The sequence below is a fragment of the Paenibacillus sp. FSL H7-0918 genome, from assembly GCF_038007025.1.
In the GTDB taxonomy this organism is placed as follows: domain Bacteria; phylum Bacillota; class Bacilli; order Paenibacillales; family Paenibacillaceae; genus Paenibacillus_AQ; species Paenibacillus_AQ odorifer.
This window is the reverse complement of sequence record NZ_JBBOWJ010000003.1, coordinates 976,648-998,288: the sequence shown is the minus strand read 5'-3', so window position 1 is coordinate 998,288 and position 21,641 is coordinate 976,648. Positions and strand designations below refer to the sequence as shown.

The window sequence follows — 21,641 nt, the reverse complement described above, 5'->3', positions numbered from 1 at the left end:
TTCGATAGTTGAACTATATTTTGGAGGTAGGAAGCTTTGGATAACGAAGTGCAACATTGGATCAATCGCTACATGGATGCTTATTTGATTGTGACAAGACAAGTAGCAGCAAGAATTAAAGATAGTATTGCGGCGGAGACAACGAATGATCAGTATCAAATTCTTCGGTTGATTAATGCTCAGGAACAATGTACGTCTACATATCTTGCTGAATCTTTTTGCGTGGGTAAAAGCTCCATTACTGCAATCATCAACAGATTGGTGCAAGCGGGTATAATCGAGCGAACTCGTGACGAGAATGATCGCCGCCAGGTGTATTTGTCGATGTCTGAGCACGGAAAAAAAGTTTTTGAAGCAGCGGAGACGCAGGTACATGAAGTGATTTCCCCGTATTTGTTTCATTTTGAAGAGAAGGATATTGAAATGTTCGTCATGATGTTCGAGAAGCTGGCGAATTTAATTCAGAATGATGATGGAGGGAAGAATCCATGAAGACGATTCTAAAAGCAAGATGGGCGGTTATCGCAATCTGGCTCGCTGTGGCCGTAGTTTTGGTCATGACGGCCCCTTCGTTCTCTGATCTTGTCCGTGAGAAGGGGCAGGTTACTGTACCTGATGGCTATTCCTCATCTAGAGCGGCAGAAATCTTAAAGGAAGCGGCGAATGATAAGGGCGGAGAGACACTGCATCAGGTAGCTCTTGTATTCAATAATCCAGAGGGAATCGGAGCCAATGAAACAGCTAGTATCCAGCAGGGCGTTGAGAAGTTGGCTGCGAATAAGGAGATGCTGCAGATCGATTCCATCACCGATCCTTTTTCACAAAGTGAGCTTAAGGATACGTTGATTGCCAAGGATGGTAAGACGATAATGGTGGCGTTGTCTATCAAAGGCGGAGGAGAGTCTGTCACCGCACTTCCTGATAAAGTGGATGAATTACTCTCAGATGTTAAGGCGGATCATTATTTAACCAGTGAGGGTTTGATTACTGAGGATATGATTGCTAGCTCGGAAGCCGGGCTTAAGAAATCGGAATATATTACGGTAGTCTTTATTTTACTTATCCTGTTCGTGGTGTTCCGTTCGTTCGTGGCACCGTTTGTTCCGCTACTGACGGTAGGACTCAGCTATATTGTTTCTCAGTCCGTTGTGGCTTTTTTAGTGGACCGTTATGATTTTCCATTATCTACATTTACTCAAATCTTTATGGTTGCGGTCATGTTCGGGATTGGTACGGATTATTGTATCCTGTTAATCAGTCGTTTTAAAGAAGAAATGATGACAGCAGAAGATACCAAAAGTGCTATTATTGCAACCTACCGTAAGGCTGGGGGAACGGTGTTCTATTCCGGACTTGCGGTATTCGTAGGTTTTGTAGCGATTGGATTATCCAAATTCATTCTGTATCGCTCGGCGGTAGCCGTTGCCGTGGGGATTGCGGTTATGCTGCTGGCGCTTGTAACCATTGTTCCATTCTTCATGGCGGTACTTGGCAAAAAGCTCTTCTGGCCTTCACGCGGCAAGCTGGAGCACAGTGAGAGCCGTATTTGGGGAGCAGCAGGTTCTTTTTCCTTAAAAAGACCATGGGCCGCGCTGCTAATTGTTGCAGTAATCGTAGCTCCGTTCCTTGTTACCTATAGCGGAAAGCTGTCCTTCAACAGCTTGGAGGAAATTGGCTCAGAATATGCCTCGGTAAAAGGATTTAACATCATTTCGGATAGCTTCGGGCCGGGTGAATCCATGCCTGGCAAGATCGTAATCAAAAATGATGATCGGATGGATACTTCAGAATATCTTGGACTTGCAGAAAAAATCAGCCGCGAGCTGGAAAAAGTGGACAGCGTAAAATCGGTGCGCAGCATGTCTCGTCCAACGGGAGAGCTGATCAGTGATTTCTTAATCCCGAATCAGGTGGGGACTTTATCTGACGGTCTGGATCAGACCAGTGAGGGACTGACCAAGATTCAAACGGGATTGTCTGAAGCTAGTAAACAGCTGAGTGAAAATGTACCTAAGCTTACAGAGGCTGCTCAAGGCAGCGCTAAGCTGACGGAAGGCACAGCAGAACTGAAAGATGGAATCGTCGCGTTAGGCGATGGGCTGGCACGTATTGAGAGCGGAATAAAAAGCGGCTCAGCTGGTGCAGGAGAAATCAAAGCAGGACTTCAACAGGCAGCTGCTAGTGCCAAGCAGCTTGCGGATGCCAATACGAAGCTGTTGGAGGGATATAAAAAAATCGGCAGCGGTTTAACTGCGCTGAATCAAGGGCTTGGGCAGCTTCCGCAGCAGCTGCAAGGTGTGGCAGAAGCGTTGAAGGGACTGGATGGTTCTTTTAATGGTCTTGAGAGCAGTTATCCGGAAATTCTGCAGGATGTTAATTACCTGACCATTAAAGGCACCGTAACGCAGAGTGGTACTGGGGCAGCACAGCTGGCAGCGGGTCTCGGGCAGATCTCAGAGCAGCTTAAAGGAGCAGCAGCTGGCTTAAATGAGGCGAATGCTGGCTATGCCAAAGCTTCGGCAGGGCAAACCGCACTCGCACAAGGTTTAGCTAAGCTTGTTGCGGGCATCGGTCAGCTGCAATATGGGCTGGAGCAGGCCGCAGCAGGCCAAGGACAGATCGTAGATAAAATTCCATCCATTACTAGTGGACTAGATCAATTGCAAGGCGGACAGCAGCAGCTTGCGGATGGTTTTGGTCAATTAACTGGGCAGATAGGAGCCTTAACTACTGGTTTAAGCGACAGTGCAAACGGCCTGAAACAAATTACCAGTGGGCTGGGCTCTGCACAAGATTATTTGAATCAGATTCAAGCGGCTAAGGATGATGAGCTGAGTGGATTCTTTGTACCGGCTGAGGCTCTTGAAGCTGAAGGTATAGAGCAGGTATTTAATACCTACTTGTCTGACGACCGTAAGGTAATGACGCTGGATGTAGTATTCACTGAGAATCCATATAGTTCAGAAGCTATTGACAGTGTTGATGATATTCAAGCAGCAGTAGATCGTGCAGTGAAAGGAACGAAGCTGGAAAATGCAGAGTCTGCAATCAGCGGGGTTACAAGCAGCCAGAACGATTTACGTAATATTTCCAACGAAGACTACACACGTACAGTAATTTTGATGCTGGGTGGGATCTTCATTATCTTGGTGTTGCTGCTTCGTTCAATCGTAATGCCGATTTACCTTATTATTTCTCTTTTGATTACTTATTTTTCAGCATTGGGTGTTACAGAGGCTATATTCGTTCACCTTCTGCACTTTGAAGGGATTACCTGGACAACGCCATTCTTCAGCTTTGTTATGCTGATTGCACTTGGTGTAGATTATAGTATTTTCTTAATGGCCCGCTTTAACGAATATAAAACATGGGATGTACGGGAAGCGATCCTGCATGCTATGCGCAATATGGGAACAGTCATTCTTTCGGCGGTAGTTATTTTGGGCGGCACCTTCGCATCGATGTACCCTTCAGGGGTATTGTCGATGATGCAGATTGCAACAGTGGTGCTTGTAGGGTTGGCCTTGTATGCACTAATCTTCTTGCCGTTTTTTGTTCCTGTTATGGTGCGGATCTTCGGCCGTGGGAACTGGTGGCCATTTGCGGTCAAACAAAGTGGAGAACCCACTAAACAAGATGTAAACATGTAATCACTCTACACAGCAAAAAACCTCTAGTGTTTGCCTAAATAGGCGGCTAGAGGTTTTTTTGTGAAAATATAAGTACAAAGTTTATTTCATTTTGGCAAAAAAGCTACGTAACGCCCAGCCGCGTTCTTGCCGTTTTTTATATTTGGGTAGCGAACGGTAAATGGCGGTGGATTCGTCGAAAGCACGTTTAGCATCCTCAGTTCTGCCCAGTGCTTTGTACATGGAGCCGGCTAAATAATAGGCTTCACTAGAGGAAGATTGAATCTCTTGAAATTGAGTAACGTAATGCAACGCTTTATCGTGATTTGTATGGCGAAAGGTTTCCGCTAACCGAAGATATGGCTGACCATATTGGGCTTTTCGGTTGATTTCTAGACCTCGAAGCATCTGATCTTCGCCTTCTTCCAAAGCGCCCAGCTTAAGATTCACATGACCCAGCTCCACCCAATATTCGGCAGATTGTTCGTAACGGTCTTCGATCTGTAGCAGGATATCCTTGGCTTCCTTGTATTTTTTACGTTCTGACAGATTCCGGGCTAAATCAAATTTAGCAGAAACATCATTTGGATTCAATGATACTGTTGTGCGCAGCTTGGAGATTTGCCGCACCCGTTTGAAGGGCTTTGTAATACTAGGGAAAATTCCCACGTATCGCCGATCTAAGAAATATAAGATAACAAGCAGGATGAATAAAGCCAGAAAAGGGTTGCCTACTAATCTGAAAAGCATCATAATACCTATAAATTTAAGCATGATTTCCCTCCATGATCATTTGGTTCCGGTATTGCGGTTGAATAAGAGTAGATCTAAGGCAGCGTAATTATATCATAATTCAAACCAATCTGAATCCCGGGATTTAAGATAAACTACAACTTTTGTCAGCTTTATAGCGTCTTAGTGTAATAGAAATAATAATTACAATAATATCATAAGAAGGGAAAATCAAGATGCACTTATTTTCAAGGAAGCTAAGGCTGTTTAGTTTGTTGGTTTGTTCAAGTCTGGTGACTGCATTGTCTGTCCCTCAAGTTATAAGTGCAGCTCCATCACCTGGGAAGTTGGGTGGGATTAAGGAGATTGTTGCTTCGCCTGGTTTTTGGGGTGGAAGCTCTTTTGCGGTGGGAACTGACGGAGATGTTTGGTCCTGGGGGAGTAATGTTTTTGGTCAATTTGCTAATGGTACCGCCGGGCCTGAGGGGTGGACGATTACTCCCCATAAAATAGCTGGGCTTGAACATACGAAACAGCTGGCGATCGGCGAAGCGTACTATGTAGCGCTGAACGAAGACGGTACGGTTAAGGCTTGGGGAGATTATCGGGATAAGAGTGTAGCAGAAGCTGGCAATGGGGCAAGTGCTAAACAACACAAGGTTCTGCTTCCTCAAGGGATCTCAGGAATGAGTGATGTGGTTAGTATATCGTCAGGATTGCATAGTGCATTAGCTTTGAGAAACGATGGAAGTCTACTCCAGTGGAATCCTCCAGAAGCTTCAGATGTGGGCTATACAGAGCTGCCTGCTGCCACTAAGGTACAGGGTTTGAGCGAAGTGAAGTGGATCGGAAGCAGTATTTATCATGCCGCCATTCGAACTAACGGTACGCTGTGGATTTGGAGTGCTATCCCGCAAACAGAGAACACGAATGTGATGAAGAAACCGACCCCAGTTAAGGATTTATACCATGTAAAGTCCGTCTCTATGAGCGATCTCAGTATACTGGCTTTAACCGAGAGCGGGAGCGTCTGGGGAACAATTGACAGCAATAATTATAACGAAGTCACGATGAGCAAGATGCCAGGTCTTACGGATATTGTATCTGTCCAGACGAAAAACGGGTTCAATCTTGTTGGCAATAAAAAAGGAGAATACTGGGTATGGAAAGCTGGTACCTCACTACAAGGTCTGCAAAAGATTACAGCCGTAAAAACGATCTCAAAACTTACGCTGGATTTAGACAACTTTGCAGCTGTTAAAAATGATGGCACCGTGTGGACTTGGAGTACCCAACCATCAACCGACAACCGTTTAGTTTTTACGCAGCCTAAGTTAATAAAAGGATTGAGTGATCCTGTTTCTTTTGCCATGGGTGAGAATAGTAAGTATGCAGTCCTGAAGGATGGAACAGCTGTGGCTTGGGGAACAAATAGGTTTGGTCAACTCGGAATTAGCGCGGTTGATTCACGTCCTTTTACTATATCTCCTATTTTAAAGCCTGTTACTGTAATTGTAGATGGTCAAAAAATGGATTCCGCACAGTCTGCTATTTTTATGGATGGAAGTGTAAAAGTACCGATTAGGGATGTAGCAGAAAGTCTGGGATATACCCTGTCTTTGGAGGGGGAACTGACGTTGACGAAAGCTGGGAAGAAAATTTCATTACCATCAGCAGAATCCATTAAAGTAAGCTATACTTCTCTAGTGCCAGCAGCGGCTTTGGCCAAAGCTACAGGTCTATCTGCGGAGTGGAATAGTACGCTGTACCAATTAACATTACAAACAAAAAGATGACTTACATTTAACACATATATTAATATTCTGAGGTACAATAAGTGAATTAATCTCAATTTCACCATAATAACCAGTCTGGAGTGATAGGAATGGCTTTTACAATATGTGTGTTTGCCGGATCGAATCCAGGTCTTAACTCTGAATATACGGAAATGGCTAGGGAATTAGGTTATCATATAGCGGCACAAGGCTGTAGGTTGGTCTATGGAGGTTCGCGGAATGGCCTTATGGGACAGGTTGCGGACGGGGTACTCGCTAATGGTGGCGAAGCTGTAGGAATTATGCCAGTGGATCTTTTTCAAGATGAAATCAGACACTCCGGATTGACGAATCTGATTGAGGTCTCTAGTATGCATGAACGTAAGGCGGTAATGAGCGGTATGGCGGATGCTTTTATTGCTTTGCCGGGAGGTCTTGGAACCTTCGATGAGCTATTTGAAATTCTGTGCTGGATGCAGATTGGTATTCATCAGAAGCCTATAGGGCTGCTGAATGTTCGAGGTTATTTTAATCCACTGCAAGCCTTGATCTCCCATAGTGTGGCTGAAGGTTTTGCACCAAAAACTGCACTTCAAATGCTGCATATGAACTCAGAACCCGAATATCTGCTTGAACTGATGAGAGGGCGAGTGGATCATAATAATGATGAGAAGGGGAAAGCAAGGTTCCCGTCTCAGCGCTAGATTCAAGGTTTCCACTGCTCTAAGGTGCGAATAATTGGTTTAGCACGCTATTCACAATAAGGACGCAAACACTTCACGGTGTCTACGTCCTTATTTTTTATTTTCTTTTTGTTAAATTATTCAGTAATAGGGGGAAGGTTTATGATTCGAAAATTAGGCTTTGCGGCTGACGACCGTCTGTTAATAATTAATGCCGACGATTTCGGAATAACTAAAGGAACTAATGAAGCTATTGTTAACTTATTTGAAGGAAAAGCTATAACATCCACATCTATTATGATGCCTTGCCCAGACTCAAATGACGCTATGAAGATAATTAATTGGAAAGGAATAAAGAATATTGGAATTCATCTAACGCTAACGAGTGGCGAGAAATATCCGTATCAACCAGTATTCAAAGAAAAAATCTTGAGTAGCTTAATTACGGGGAAAGGGGATTTTCATCAAGATGCCACTCTTCTGGAAAGAAACGCTGCTGATGACGAGATTAGAATAGAGTTAGAATCGCAAATCCAAAGTGCAATCGTACAAGACATTGATCCAACTCATCTGGATAGTCATGGGGGGAGTATTATGGGGTTATACACTGGGCGAGATTTTTTAGAAATAATATTTGATTTGTGTGAAAAGTACCGCCTGCCCTTTAATTTACCTATTAGGATATTAGAACAACCCTTTTTTAATAATGATCAGTTGAGATTGTTTCAAAAAAGAATTTCTTCAGCAAAAGAAAGGGGGATTTTATTAATCGATGATATAATTTCTCTTCCTTACTGTTTTTACCCTGCTGCGGAATATAGCAAAATGAAAATGAGATTAACTGAATTGTTAAAGAATTTAAAACCTGGAATAACACAGTTAACTATACATCCATCTAAAATAACAGATCAATTAATAGCAATAACGAAATGTTATACAGAAAGAGAATTGGAATATCGTCTTCTAAATGATATTGAAATTAAGGAATTGATTATTAATGAGGAGATTAAACTTATTTCGTGGAAAGACATACGTGATTTACAAAGATGTATTTAGCATATTGTAAAGGGTGCACTTTTTCATTTTTTAATATGAATCTGATAAAACTGTTTAAACTTTGGAGAAGATGGGTAAATAAGCCGTAAGTAACCAAGCAGAAATGTAAATTTCAGGAACATCACGGAAGGAGGTTGAAATCCAATGAATGTGATCGTACATAATCTTATGGCTTACAATCATCAGTTTTTTAGACCTCAGCCCGTGGTCAATCCCAAGCAAGGAAAAGCAGACAAGAAGAGAATGAGTTTCCAGGAAGTTCTGAATGAGAAAATGAAAGCGTACAGCACCTACAACAAAAATTAAAGATGAAAGCTATACCCTATGTCTGTTAAAGAAAGCCGGAACGCGATGATCCTAGAGATCATTGCATTCCGGCTTTCTTTAGGGTCTAACCTCAAAAAATTCGCAGCTCTTGCGTGAGTAGTAAGTCAGATCACTAACTCTAGATTGAATAACAACATCGAAATCAGTGAAGCGGACAACGGTTGCTCCTGAATTTACTAAATGATCGTCCTGAAATACACGAACAGGTAATTTGCGGTCAACGGCTTCTTGGAAATCGCTGTCGCTTAGCAGCGGGCGGTTAATGGGCATGGGAAATAACTCCTTTGATCATGTAATGAAGTAAGAAATAAAAATAGTATACCTGGGGAAGCACAAGAAATCCAATTTATGATGAAGTACACGTATTCTGTGAGGAACATATTTGGACGAAATTTTATACTCCCTCCTTAGACATAACATAAATATGAATGGTTTCGTAATTATTTCCACCATAAATCGGAAGTTTACCTCCTCAAAAAAAGAATTTAAACCCTGTACACTAATTCTTGTAAGAGAAACCTTTGAAAGGGGTACAGGGGAATGAATAAAGTAAAACACTTGGCGCTATCGTTAGTCGCTATCATGCTCGTAGGTTCACTGGCAGCATGCGGAGGCAACAACGCCGAGAACAACAACACATCAAACAAAAATGCAGGTAACAACGCAGAAAGAACTAGTGAACCTACTAAGGATGAGGGAACAGAACCGGCTGAGAAAATCGAACTTTCTTTCTGGACACTGGGCAACGTGAACTACGAGGATTTAGCGAAGGAGTACACTAAGGAACATCCAAACATTACGATCAAAGTGCAAAATACCGGTGACCAAACCGCTCACCATAATAATTTGACCACTGCTTTGTCGGCTGGATCGGGTGCGCCTGATATTTTCCAACTTGAAATCGGTTTCATGGAACGTTTCATCAACGCTCAGGACAAGTTCTATAACCTGAATGATCTGGGCGCCAAAGATATTCAAGCCAACTATCTGGATTGGAAATGGAAACAAGCTTCTTCCGTAGATGGCAGCTTCCAGCTAGGTCTTCCAACAGATATCGGTCCAACGGTTGTATATTACCGCACAGATTTGGCTGAAGAAGCTGGACTGCCAAGTGACTCAGAAGGATTCGGCGCTGCTATTGATACTTGGGATAAGTTCGCAGCTGTTGCCAAAGCTTTCAAAGAGAAAACAGGCAAACCATTTGTAGACCTTACGGATCTTACCTTTAATGCTTTGCGTGATCAATCTGCTGATGAAATCTATTTCAGCAAAGCTGATGGCAGCTTTATCGGAGATACCAATCCGCAAGTCAAAAAAGCTTATGATTTCACGGTTAAAGGTATTCAAGAAGGCTGGATCAGCAATGTTATGCTCTGGTCTCCTGAATGGGGTCAAGGCATGAACGACGGTTCATTTGCAGTAGTTATGGGACCAGCTTGGATGGCGGGAAATGTTAAGAGTAATGCTCCAGACTCCTCTGGCAAATGGAAAATTGCTCAGCTTCCTGAAGGTGCTGGTAACTGGGGTGGCTCGTTCCTGACGCTGCCAAAAGAAGGCAAACACTCGAAAGAAGCTTATGACTTTATCGCATGGATGGATAACAAGGAAAACCAACTGGAATCTTTCAAAACCAAAGGCCTTATGCCTTCCATTCCTGCCCTGTATGAAGATCCTGCATTCGTAGATTTCAAAGATGATTTCTTCGGTGGACAACAAACCGCTGTAGAATTCGGTAAAGCAGCAAACCGGGTAAAACCTGTATACTACGGTCCGCTTCATGACCAAACCGATACTTTCTTCAAAAACGCCTTGAAAAATGTGTTGGAGAAAAAAGCAGATCCGACCAAAGAATGGAACGAAGCAGTAAAACAAGCGAAAACATTGGCTGAACGCAGCTAAAAGCCTATGAAATTCAATTTCTAGAAGGTCCGGATTCATAGAGTGAAACATTCTCTGTGAATTCGGATTTACACGTTAGATTACCTGGAGGTGTGACATGGCACAACCTGTTATTTCAAGTCCGCATGCCGAGAGCAAGCGCCGCTTTTTAACTGAACAAAGAAGGAGCCGCATCACTGCTTACACGTTTATTTCGCCCTTTTTTATTCTGTTCTCGATATTTGGACTATATCCGATCTTTTTCACGATCTATCTCTCGTTCTTTAAATGGGATGCCCTGAATCCTATGAAATTTGTAGGGTGGAAAAACTATGATCTGGTCACAAGTGATCCGACCTTTTGGATTTCTTTTAGCAACACGTTAATTATGGGGCTTATGGGTACTGTTCCACAGATATTACTAGCTCTATTGATTGCTGTTTTGTTGAATTCGGCGATGACTCGCTTTAAGAAGACGTTCCGGGTTTTATTTTTTATGCCTAATATTACGTCTATCGTTGCGGTTACGCTCGTGTTCAGTACACTGTTTGGCAACAACGGAATGATCAACTGGATACTAAACGGCTTGGGACTGGATAGTATGGCCTTCAACTCTGGCTGGTGGGGCGTTAAAATCGCCATTTCTACAATGGTAATGTGGCGCTGGACGGGATATAATGCCATTATTTTTCTATCAGGCTTGCAAAGTATCCCTACAGATCTATATGAAGCGGCACGTATTGACGGTGCGAACAGAAGACAACAGCTAACCTTTATAACGTTACCGCTATTGAAGCCATTCATTGTATTTGTTACCTTGCTTTCAACTATAGGTGCCTTGCAGCTGTTCACTGAGCCTTATGTATTTTTGGGCCAAGCGGGAACTGGATCTACACGTCAGGAAGGAATCACTATGGTTACTTATTTGTATAGCGAAGCATTCCGCAACGGATTTTTTGGTACGGCAGCAGCTACGGCAGTCTTGCTGTTCCTGGTCACGATTATTTTCTCTGTCCTCAATATGCTGGTCTCAAATCGCATGGGTGGAGATACGGGAGGGGGTAAAGCGTGAGTACGCTGCGTGTATTTAAAAAAGATCCGGATGATCTAGGGATCATCGGCAAGTTAGGATTTTATCTGCTGTTGATTGTTGGTGCGCTCGTGTCCATCTTTCCTTTCTACTGGATGTTTGTAGTTGGCACTAATGACAGAGGCGCAGTATTCCATGTGCCACCTTTGCTTACGGTTGGAGACCAGTTTTTTGAGAATTTCCAGCGGGTACTGGACAAAACAGACTTCTTTCAAGCCTTGGGCAACTCATTATTTGTCTCATCTATGGTTACAATATCAGTCGTGTTTTTCTGTACACTGGCAGGTTATGCCTTTGCCAAATATGAATTTCCGTTTAAAAATTTTCTGTTCTACTTTGTAATTGCTACATTATTTGTGCCACAGCAGCTTGGTGTATTACCTACTTACGTAATTATGGCCAAGCTCCACTGGATAGACTCTTTCAAGGCACTTATTGTTCCGGCGATGGTTAATGCCTTCGGGATCTTCTGGATGCGGCAGTATATCACTACAGCTGTACATACGGAATTGATTGAAGCAGGTCGGATCGATGGCGGCGGACATTTCCGGATCTTCTGGAACATCGCTATCCCGGTCATTACTCCAGCTATGGCTACACTAGGTATACTGAATTTTATGACCGTTTGGAATGACTTCTTCTGGCCTTTAGTGGTACTGAAGAATCAAGAGCATTTCACAATTCAGATTGCGCTCCAACAGCTGTTCTCCAATCGCGATGGTCTAGACTACGGAATGATCATGTCAGCAACATTTACGGCAACCTTGCCACTGCTGATTGTATTCCTGTTATTTAGCCGCTGGGTGATTGCTGGACTTACTTCAGGAGCTATTAAGAGCTGATCTTACTTTTTGATCTTTACAGGGAATAGGCGGTTTTGTGAAGAATACTAGAGGACAGAGACAGCAGGGGGAAGGGGAATATCATGAAACTCCGCCGTAAAATCTTGTTCGCTATTATTCTTCTCGTCTTTATTCCGGTTATTCTGATGGGGATCGTCACTTACGTTAATTTTTCTAATGCAATGGAGAAAAAATCAAGCAACTTCTACTGGATTTCACTGCTTGAAACGGATCGAAAGCTTAAATTCGCGCTTAGTGAAATCACCTCGATCACGAATTCAAAAATTACGCAGCCGGTTGTTCAGCAATCACTGAAGCAGAAGAACTTTGTAATCACTTATGATCGAAAGCAGGAGCTTAGCAGTTATCTCATTGATCATCCAATGATTACTTCATTTAGTTTTTATAGTAAAGATCGTTTAATTTATCAATACAATGCATCGATGTCTTTTGAGGACTTGAAGAGACAAAGCTGGTTTGACGCGATGGAAGGCGCCGAAGGGCGGCCCGTGTGGTCAGGACCGGGAGAAAATGACTCGGAGATCTCCGGCAATCCGGTACTTGTACAAGCAAGAGTAATCAAAGATTCATATTCTCTCGAAGATATCGGATATCTGGTTGTTAATGTAAAACCTGATTTATTGGATCAGATTTTCTGGGAAGCAGCAACCCTTAAGAAGGGGGATATTTTGCTGGTCAACAAGCTAGGAAATATCGTTTTTAATAAATCCGGTGAACATATTGGACAACGCACAGAGTTCCCCTTTTTACAAAATGATTATGCTAAGGAACATGACTATTACATCGACAACTATCAGGGGGAAAAATCACTCATAACCTTCCTACCTTCTCATAATGCAGCCTGGTATTTAGTAGCCATTACACCTATGAATCTCATCTCGTCAGAATCTGTATCCATCCGGAATATTGCGATTATTTTAAGTACAGTTTCGCTGTTATCCGCCATTTTGTTCGACCGCTATTTCGTACGGAGGCTCGTTCATAGTATTAATAGTGCGGTTAACGGGATGAAGCGGGTGAAGCAGGGGATATTTACGCCGATCACTACACCCTATCGTGCTGATGATGAAAGTGATTTGCTGATTGATGGCTTTAATCGGATGAGCACGCAGATCAATGAACTGCTTGTGCAGGTGGAGACTGAGCAGGGTCGTAAGAAGGAAGCAGAAATGCAAGCGCTAATGGCGCAGATTAACCCTCATTTTATTTATAATTCACTCGAATCGATTAATTCGATGGCAGTGCTGCAAGGCAATAAAGATATTAGCAAAATGGTCATCTCACTCGGCAAGCTGCTGCGAATCAGCATCAGTCAGAATCAGGAGCTGATTCCGCTGCATATGGAGTTCGAGCATGTCCGTCATTATTTGGATATCCAGAAGTTTCGTTTTGAAGATAAATTCTCTTATGTTATAGATCTTTCGGATGGTCTTAGGACGTTCATGACACAAAAGCTGATCGTTCAGCCGATTGTTGAGAATGCGCTGTATCATGCGATTGAGCAGATGGAGGACCCAGGGATCATTGAGATTACGGCCTATGAAATGGGCATGGATATGATCATTATCGTAAAAGATAACGGACCCGGCTTTGACCTTGCCAAGATGATGAGTCTTTGGGATAACGAGGGAAGTGCTCAGAAGAAATACAGTGATAGCGGCGTGGGGCTTAAAAATGTGCATGAACGCTTGAATATTCGGTTCGGCAGTCCATACGGCATACTAGTGTGTTCATCCCCCGGCTTTGGTTCAACCATCCGAATCCGAATACCAAAAATACTGCCGTAATCGACCGTACGGAAAGAAAGGGGGAGAATGTTATCAAAAAATGGTTATTGAAATGGGGCTGGATGTGGTTATATCTAGTGCTGATTTCGGGTGCGGTTTTATTTATAACTTTAGGAAAGCAAGAACCCATTGAAGATGATTCACCAGAGAAAATCACATTAACTTTCCGTCATTTCTGGATTAAAGAGCATGATCGGCCACTGTTGACTATTTATGAAGATATCGTGGACAAATACCAGTTAGAGCATCCAAATGTGAAAGTTAACTTTGAAGGTGTGGATCAGACGTTGCACCGTGATCAAAAGCTGAAGAACGAGATGGTTACTGGCACCCCGCCAGATATGTTTGTTTTGTTCGGTGGAGCGGAAATTGAGCCCTATGTGCGCTCTAAGCGTCTGATTGATCTGACGGATTTCGTCCGGGAGAATGCGCTAACCAATCAATTCAAGGATCTGGATCTCTGGACCTTTGACAACCATATTTATGGCTTGCCCATTGAAGGGAATGCTGAACCTTTATATTTTAATAAAACCATATTCGAAAAGCTCGGTTTGAAGCCGCCAGAAACGCTGCAAGAGCTTGATGCTGCCATACTAAAGCTGAAGTCGGCAGGATATATTCCATTTGCACTTGGCAACGAGGATCGTTGGCCCGCAGGAATTTTTGCACATTATTTAATGGATCGTTATGCCGGCGCCGACTTGATCGAGAAGCTGATCACTGGTGAAGATCAAGCCAGCTTTCAGAATGAGGCGTATTTAAAGGCTTTTCAGCACTTGGAGCAATGGATCAAAGAAGGTGCCTTCAGTACGAAATCGAATGCGTTATCCACAGAAAATGCGGTGGGACTATTTACGAGCGGCAAGGCTGCGATGTATCTGAACGGAAACTGGGATATCAATTTATTTGCCGGAACAGCAGCTCCTACGGATTTTCAAAATGAGGTAGGTGTTATTCCGTTTCCCACATTGAAGAAGGGGGAACAACCTTCGATTGCCGGCGGTTATACATTTGGCATCGGTCTTTCCTCCGAACTAAGCGGAGCGAAGCGGGAGGCTGCACTCGATCTCATGAAAGCTTTTTACACCCAGGAGGTTCAGACTCGGATTGTATATGAAGGGTTGAGAATTCCGTCCATGCGCATCGCCTTTGATCCTGAGAAGACAGGACCCGTATTCGCGCAAGTCATGAATATGATGGAAGTTAACCGGAAGAGCTTTGTCCCTTATGATAATGTATTGTCACCAGAAGTGAAAAAAACGTTCCTGAGTGTTATAGAACAGATGATTAACGGAGAAATGTCTGCTGAGCAAGCGTTAAAGCAAGTGCAGGCATCCTCCATTCAATATTGGAATTTGATCCAAAGCTCAAGTGTACAATGATGCTGGAGGTGCAGGGAATGGATGAGTTACAAGAGAAATATAAAGTAATAATCGTGGATGATGAGCCGATTATTCTTCGTAGCTTAAAAGCAGCCATTCCATGGAATGATCTTCAGATGGAGATTGTGGGAGAGGCCCGAAATGGAGAATTAGCTCTCCGCTTGATAGAAGACACTTCACCACATATCGTGATTAGTGATATTCGCATGCCCGTAATTGACGGGATTACGTTGATGAAGGAAGTATTGTCTAAAAACCCGAAGCTGGTGTTTATTTTTATAAGCGGGTACGGAGAGTTCGAATATGCAAGAGAAGCATTACGTCAAGGTGCTTTTGATTATTTATTGAAGCCGATCGATCATGATGAACTGGTTGAAATGCTAAACCGCGCCAGAACTAAGCTGGATGAACAGAAGCAAAATGATCAGCTGATTCATTCTGTCCAGATGCTGTCACTGCTTGCACGTGAACGTCTGTTTGCAGAAATCACTTTGGGAAATGCAAGGCCGCTTGAGCATCTGAAATGGCTGGAGAACAGTGAACTGGAGAGCGGATATTTCATGGCTGTTGTCCAGTTAGATGACTACACCACACTGAGCAGTCAATGGAGTGTAGAAGAAAAACGGCTATGGCTGTTTGCAATCCGCAATATTGTGGAAGAATGGTCACTGGAGCATGGCGTGCTGACGGTTTTCCCGTTTCATAATGGAGAGTGGATACTACTGTTCCCTGGATCTTTAAGCGCCAGCAGGAGAGAACTTGGTGAACATTTGATAGCGGGAATCAAGAGATACTCCAAGCAGTCTTGTTCCGTAGGCATCAGCCGCACCACACAAGGCATTGATCAATTAAGTACGGTTTACCCTCTGGCCGCGAAGGCCTTATATCAACGGTTCTATTCGGGGCTTGCCGGGGTCTTTATTGATGAAGAGATATCTTTCCCAAGCAGTAAAGAGGTGAGATACCCAAAAGAGCTGGAAACCGCGCTGATTGAAAGTATACGTACCTTAAATAGAGACCGGATGTGGTCTTTATTTGATGAGCTTGCTTTATTTATTGAGTCACAAGCTGTTCCTAAGGATATGGCTGAACGTCTTCTTGTTGAATTGATCGTTGTGTTGTACAGAAATTATGAGTATTTGAATATAAATTCAGATTGGTCCTTGCATGGATTACTTAGCAAGATGCACAATCTCGGCACTTTAAATGAAGTGATCTCTGCTCTGAAAGAAGAGTTTGGTGTGCGATTGGAGCAAGGGAACAAGCCTGTGAACCGCGAGGATACGCGTAGCGCCATCGAGAAAGCGAAACGTTATATTGAGAGTAATTACCATAAAGATTTAAGTATTGAGGAAGTAGCGGAGCTGGCTGATCTCAGCATCAGTCATTTCTGCACTTTATATAAGCAAATAACGGGTTATACCTTTTTGGAGTATGTTACTCACTGCCGGATGGAGAGGGCAAAGTATATTTTGCAGAGCAGCAACGTAAAAGTGTATCAGATAGCTCCTCTTGTCGGTTATCAGGACCCACGTTATTTTACACAGGTTTTTAAAAAGGCTAGTGGTCAAACACCAACAGAATACCGAGAAGAGCATACTAAGCAGAGCCATTAACGAGGAGGTAAGGGATGGAATTTCATTTGGAGATGATTGTTAAGTGTTTAACGAACCTCAAGCTGCAGAAATATTGGAAAGGGTTCGAGGCTGTTTCTTTTGCATTTTATAATAAGGATAACGTGTATCTGTACAATCATCCCAAATTCAAAACGGTAGGATATCATCCACATTTGCTTTCTTGGAGTAATGAATTCTCAGGAGATACCATCATCTTATATGAGGATCACCCTACAGCCATCGTTAATCTGGAATTACATGAAGAATTCGAAGACTTGTACGCCATTTGTGTACACGAATTATTTCACGGTTATCAATTCCTGATGGGAGATGAGCGTTATGCAGATGAATTATTGATGATTACCTACCCTTTATCCCTCGAAAATATGGAATTGCGGATTCAAGAAAGACATCATTTATATCTTAGTGTAATGGCAGCTACTATTGAAGAGCGTAATCACGCAATGTACAGATTTATTGCCATCCGTCAACAAAGAGAACAACTGCTTGGGGAGTACGTGCTAAATGAATATCTTATCGAAACGCTGGAAGGACCCGCTTGGTATGTTGAATTAAATGCCTATGCCGAAAAATCCACCCTACCTAATGAGGAAGTATTGCACAAATTCAGTTCGTATTTAATAGATGAACTTGAATCTTCGGCTAATATCAGAAGAAGCTGCTACGGTTCTGGTCTGTTTATATGTTTGCTGCTGGATGAGCTTCGCTCCGATTGGAAAGAAGAGTTTATGAAATCGGAGTTAAGTTTATATGCGTTTTTTAAGCAATTTGTGGATCAAGTCGTCATTCCCTTCGAGGAGATATCCATCAGCAAAGAAACGGAAGATATTATGCAATCGGTCAAAACAATCAGGGAGAAGGAATTCATTGATTTTATCAGCCTTGATGGGTACCACCTGTATATTGAAGGAGATATAAAATCTACGGGTTTTAATCCTATGGGTATTATTGGTGGAGATGAGAAATGCATTCATAAGAATAATTTACGAATCCAAATCAATGATGCGGAGTATTTTCTGGAAAAGCCAGTGATTAGCTACTATACAGCTGACCTTCGAAATATTAATAAACTGCACCTCGTACTAGATGAACCTCCAACTTTTAATAAAGATTCGTTAATCCTTAATGGAATTGGTGAGATCAAAGGTCAATACGAAGTGAAGGAAGATGGATGTTGGCTGCAATGCTAACGTAATTTAAATGAGAAGGAGAGTATGACATTTGTCATACTCTCTACTTGATGTTTATGACTTATAGGATGACACTTCATCACCTATACTTAGAGTAGATGAAAAGATCCTTAGCCGGACACATCAAGGAGGAAACGATATAGATGACTACAAAACAGACATCACAGCTCTCCAGCCTTAAAAAGAGTGTAGCCCCTTACGAGAAAAATGACCGCAACGCAAGTATAAGACAGCTCATCAATACTTTAGGACCACTTGTGCTGTTATGGGGCGGAGCTTATTTCTCTTTATCCGTTTCCTATTGGCTCACCCTTCTGTTAGCTATTCCTGCAGCAGGATTTGTAATTCGAACTTTTATTATTTTTCATGATTGCACACATGGATCGTTTTTTAAGAATCGTAAAGCGAATGATATTATCGGAACGATCACAGGTGTACTGACACTGGTTCCTTATCGGCAGTGGAAACATAGTCATTCCATTCACCACGCCAGCTCCAGTAATCTCGATAAAAGAGGGATCGGCGATATTTGGATTATGACGGTCGAGGAATATGCAGCAGCTTCCTTCTGGAAACGTCTATATTACCGGATTTACCGCAATCCAATCGTGATGTTTGGTCTTGGACCGATTGCTGTTTTTATGATTCAGTATCGTTTCAATGTTAAAGGTGCTAGACGCAAAGAGCGGATGAATACCTATTTGACGAATATTTCAATCGCAGCGCTTTATGGCTTGCTAATATGGGCGATTGGCTGGCAAGCATTTCTTATGGTGCAGTTGCCTGTAGCATTTGTATCAGGGTTTCTCGGCATATGGTTGTTCTACGTCCAACATCAGTTTGAAGACTCTTATTTCGAGAATGAATCTGAATGGAGTTATGTGATGGCCGCGGTTGAAGGTAGCTCATATTATAAGCTGCCGAAGGTGCTGCAATGGATTACGGGCAACATCGGCTTCCACCATGTGCATCATTTAAGTCCAAAGGTGCCAAACTATAATTTGGAAAAAGCGCATAACGCGACGCCACCGCTACAAAAAGCAACAACAATTACGATTGGTACCAGCCTGAAGGCTCTTAATTTCCGTCTTTGGGATGAGGAAAATAAACGTTTCATCAGCTTCAAAGAGATGAAGTCCATATTAAATAAACCGAAAACTGCAGGCGAGGTCCTGCAAGTTCATAAGCCCAGACTCCAGGGAGAATAATGGCTACATTGTAATCAAATAGCAGCAATATGGAAGGTTAGAGCCGGAGAACTCATTCGCGCTCTAATCTTTTTTCTCTTTATCGTTGTGGTTCACCGGATTTTACCGGATTTATGCTAGAATAAGGTGAGTGGCATATGGCAAAAAGGAGAGCGAACATGCAGAAGTGGCATCATATTTTTCATAAAAGTACAGGTCTTAGCCCTTATGTATGGGTCGTATTTTATATTCTACCGTTTTATTTCATCTTTCGGTCCTCTTCTCCCTACCAGGTAGTTTCGGGAATCTTGATGATCGCTGTGTTTTTTGTTTGTTATGTGCTTTCTTTTGTCTCCAAGGGTTGGTTAGTTTATTTTTGGACGAGCGTGCAGATACTGGTCTCTATAACGATGACGTTGTTGTTTGGATATATGTATTTTGCGCTTTTTTTAGCCTTTTTTATTGGGAATATCCAGAATCGAGTAGGGTTCTTCACCCTGTACTCCATTCATTTGCTGACTACGATTATTACGATCAATTATGAGCTGCTGTCGCGTAATCCCGTATTTATCAGCCAGCTTCCCTTTGTGCTTGTCAGTATGATTGCAGTGATCCTGCTGCCAATCAGTACCTATAACCGCAATAATCAAGGGAAGCTGCAAGACCAATTGGAGGATGCTAATAAGCGTATCTCAGAATTAGTTAAGCTCGAGGAACGCCAGCGGATTTCACGTGATCTTCACGATACATTAGGTCAGAAGCTTTCGTTAATTGGTCTGAAAAGTGATTTGGCAGGAAAGCTTATCGACAGTAATCCGACGCAAGCCAAAGCCGAGATCAATGATGTACGCCAGACGGCAAGAAGTGCACTGAAAGAGGTCCGGGAGATGATTACGCGAATGCGCGGCATTCGGCTTGAGGACGAACTCGTTCATATTCAGCAGTTTCTTGCGGCTGCGGAGATCGACTATGTTTTGCAAGGCAATCCTAAACTGTCTAATACTTCATTGATTACGGAGAATGTGCTCAGCATGTGTATTAAGGAGGCTGTCACAAATGTTGTGAAGCATAGTAATGCACAATCTTGCACAATTATCATTGAACCCACACGCACAGATCTCATCATTAAAGTGAAAGATGATGGAACCGGCATCCCGGGCAATGATCTTTATTTTAAAGGACATGGGCTGCAAGGTATGCGGGAACGTCTTGAATTTGTAAATGGCTGTATGGATATCGTGCGAGATGAGGGGACTACGATAGTGATTAAGGTCCCAAATGCATTTAAGCATCCGGAACAGGAGGTAACCGTATAATGATTAAGATTGTAATCGCTGAGGATCAGCGAATGCTCCTTGGAGCGCTGGCATCTTTGTTGGATTTAGAAGAGGATATGAAGGTCGTGGGCCGGGCAAGCAACGGGGAAGAAGCTGTAGCGATGGTTCAGCAGCATAAGCCGGATATCTGTATTATGGATATTGAGATGCCAGCGATGAGTGGTCTCGACGCTGCGGAAGCGCTGAAGAATAGCGGCTGCAAAACGATGATATTAACCACCTTTGCCCGTGCGGGATATTTCGAACGTGCGCTCAAGGCGGGAGTTCATGCTTATCTGCTGAAAGACAGTCCTAGCGAAGAACTGGCACTTTCGATACGTAATGTGATGGCAGGCCGACGCATGTATGCACCGGAGCTAATGGATGAAGCCTACAGCGGTGAAGTAAATCCTCTGACTCAGCGGGAGAAGGAAGTACTTGGACTCATTGCCGACGGTAAAAATACAAAAGAGATCGCCAGCCAGTTGTACATTACCACGGGAACAGTCCGGAATTACATCTCAGTTATACTAGATAAGCTGGATGTAGGTAACCGCATCGAGGCAATCACTCGATTTAAAGAAAAGGGTTGGTTTAAGTGAGCGGGGGTAAGAAACGCTTAGTTGGTTGAAGCAGCTTGTAAACGCGAATAGCAGATCGCTGAACGCTAATCGCTGAACGCTAATCGCTGAACGCTGATCGCTAATCGCTGAACGCTGAACGCTAATCGCTGAACGCTAATCGCTGAACGCTGATCGCTGAACGCTAATCGCTGAACGCTAATCGCTGAACGCTGATCGCTAATCGCTGAACGCTGAACGCTAATCGCTGAACGCTAATCGCTGAACGCTAATCGCTGAACGCTAATCGCTGAACGCTAATCGCTGAACGCTAATCGCTGAACGCTAATCGCTGAACGCTGAACGCTAATCGCTGAACGCTAATCGCTGAACGCTAATCGCTGAACGCTAATCGCTAATCGCTGATCGCAGATTCCTGATTTATGCTCACCAATCGCAAATAGATGTATTTCCTACAACTATATGCTATAAAATGCTCTGCAGATGCGATTTAGTTGCATTTCTTACATCTAAAAGTTCACTTAGAGG

General features: G+C 43.0%; 18 protein-coding genes. 16 read left to right on the top strand and 2 right to left on the bottom strand.

The annotated features are described in order from the left end of the window. Positions 1-36 precede the first annotated feature (36 nt). Both MHI15_RS24425 and MHI15_RS24420 read left to right on the top strand, forming a co-directional pair. On the top strand, positions 37-492 hold the full coding sequence (locus MHI15_RS24425) for a MarR family winged helix-turn-helix transcriptional regulator (RefSeq protein ID WP_038570382.1): 456 nt from the start codon (positions 37-39) through the stop codon (positions 490-492). Beyond that, positions 489-3,650, top strand: a complete 3,162-nt coding sequence (locus MHI15_RS24420) for an MMPL family transporter (RefSeq protein ID WP_341164974.1) — start codon at positions 489-491, stop codon at positions 3,648-3,650. Before MHI15_RS24425 ends, MHI15_RS24420 begins: the two co-directional genes overlap by 4 nt. A gap of 81 nt (positions 3,651-3,731) precedes the next feature. On the opposite strand, the gene MHI15_RS24415 is transcribed toward MHI15_RS24420, so the two are convergent. Then, positions 3,732-4,403 carry a tetratricopeptide repeat protein gene (locus MHI15_RS24415; RefSeq protein ID WP_076218208.1) on the bottom strand — a complete coding sequence of 224 codons (672 nt, stop codon included), beginning with the start codon at positions 4,401-4,403 and terminating at the stop codon, positions 3,732-3,734. Positions 4,404-4,654: 251 nt separating this feature from the next. Here MHI15_RS24415 and MHI15_RS24410 point away from each other — a divergent pair, with 251 nt between their 5' ends. The 4 genes from MHI15_RS24410 (at position 4,655) to MHI15_RS24395 (ending at position 8,181) form a co-directional block, all read left to right on the top strand. Further along, positions 4,655-6,157 (top strand): hypothetical protein, encoded by a 1,503-nt coding sequence (locus MHI15_RS24410; protein WP_341164973.1) that lies wholly within the window; start codon positions 4,655-4,657, stop codon positions 6,155-6,157. Between the two features lie 89 nt (positions 6,158-6,246). Beyond that, positions 6,247-6,840: an LOG family protein gene (locus MHI15_RS24405; RefSeq protein ID WP_076125930.1), complete on the top strand. Its 594-nt coding sequence runs from the start codon at positions 6,247-6,249 to the stop codon at positions 6,838-6,840. A 141-nt stretch (positions 6,841-6,981) separates the two neighbouring features. Continuing rightward, the gene (locus MHI15_RS24400; protein ID WP_076189902.1) at positions 6,982-7,875 is read left to right on the top strand and encodes a polysaccharide deacetylase family protein; all 894 of its coding nucleotides are present in this window, start codon (positions 6,982-6,984) and stop codon (positions 7,873-7,875) included. A gap of 144 nt (positions 7,876-8,019) precedes the next feature. After that, positions 8,020-8,181 carry a hypothetical protein gene (locus MHI15_RS24395; protein WP_172628809.1) on the top strand — a complete coding sequence of 54 codons (162 nt, stop codon included), beginning with the start codon at positions 8,020-8,022 and terminating at the stop codon, positions 8,179-8,181. A 78-nt stretch (positions 8,182-8,259) separates the two neighbouring features. Here the strand turns inward: MHI15_RS24395 and MHI15_RS24390 are convergent, their stop codons facing one another. After that, positions 8,260-8,472, bottom strand: a complete 213-nt coding sequence (locus MHI15_RS24390; protein ID WP_076125931.1) for a hypothetical protein — start codon at positions 8,470-8,472, stop codon at positions 8,260-8,262. Positions 8,473-8,742: 270 nt separating this feature from the next. Between MHI15_RS24390 and MHI15_RS24385 the strand changes: the two genes are divergently transcribed. From MHI15_RS24385 to MHI15_RS24340, 10 genes are all read left to right on the top strand, one after another. Next, positions 8,743-10,101: an ABC transporter substrate-binding protein gene (locus tag MHI15_RS24385; RefSeq protein ID WP_341164972.1), complete on the top strand. Its 1,359-nt coding sequence runs from the start codon at positions 8,743-8,745 to the stop codon at positions 10,099-10,101. A 97-nt stretch (positions 10,102-10,198) separates the two neighbouring features. Beyond that, positions 10,199-11,152, top strand: a complete 954-nt coding sequence (locus MHI15_RS24380; protein ID WP_036686279.1) for a carbohydrate ABC transporter permease — start codon at positions 10,199-10,201, stop codon at positions 11,150-11,152. Further along, entirely contained in the window at positions 11,149-12,012 is an 864-nt protein-coding gene (locus tag MHI15_RS24375) for a carbohydrate ABC transporter permease (protein ID WP_038570403.1), read from the top strand. The genes MHI15_RS24380 and MHI15_RS24375 overlap by 4 nt, the downstream gene beginning before the upstream one ends. Positions 12,013-12,095: 83 nt before the next feature. Then, complete coding sequence (locus MHI15_RS24370) at positions 12,096-13,820, top strand: cache domain-containing sensor histidine kinase (protein ID WP_340012461.1); 1,725 nt, start codon at positions 12,096-12,098, stop codon at positions 13,818-13,820. 62 nt (positions 13,821-13,882) lie between these two features. Further along, positions 13,883-15,202 (top strand): ABC transporter substrate-binding protein, encoded by a 1,320-nt coding sequence (locus tag MHI15_RS24365; RefSeq protein WP_076308159.1) that lies wholly within the window; start codon positions 13,883-13,885, stop codon positions 15,200-15,202. A gap of 17 nt (positions 15,203-15,219) precedes the next feature. After that, complete coding sequence (locus MHI15_RS24360) at positions 15,220-16,818, top strand: response regulator (RefSeq protein WP_076218203.1); 1,599 nt, start codon at positions 15,220-15,222, stop codon at positions 16,816-16,818. A gap of 14 nt (positions 16,819-16,832) precedes the next feature. Beyond that, positions 16,833-18,029: a hypothetical protein gene (locus MHI15_RS24355; RefSeq protein ID WP_341164971.1), complete on the top strand. Its 1,197-nt coding sequence runs from the start codon at positions 16,833-16,835 to the stop codon at positions 18,027-18,029. Between the two features lie 143 nt (positions 18,030-18,172). Continuing rightward, positions 18,173-19,237 carry a fatty acid desaturase gene (locus MHI15_RS24350; protein WP_076125939.1) on the top strand — a complete coding sequence of 355 codons (1,065 nt, stop codon included), beginning with the start codon at positions 18,173-18,175 and terminating at the stop codon, positions 19,235-19,237. A 158-nt stretch (positions 19,238-19,395) separates the two neighbouring features. Continuing rightward, positions 19,396-20,532: a sensor histidine kinase gene (locus MHI15_RS24345; protein WP_076279793.1), complete on the top strand. Its 1,137-nt coding sequence runs from the start codon at positions 19,396-19,398 to the stop codon at positions 20,530-20,532. Next, positions 20,532-21,134 (top strand): response regulator transcription factor, encoded by a 603-nt coding sequence (locus MHI15_RS24340; RefSeq protein ID WP_036686291.1) that lies wholly within the window; start codon positions 20,532-20,534, stop codon positions 21,132-21,134. Before MHI15_RS24345 ends, MHI15_RS24340 begins: the two co-directional genes overlap by 1 nt. Positions 21,135-21,641: the final 507 nt, after the last annotated feature.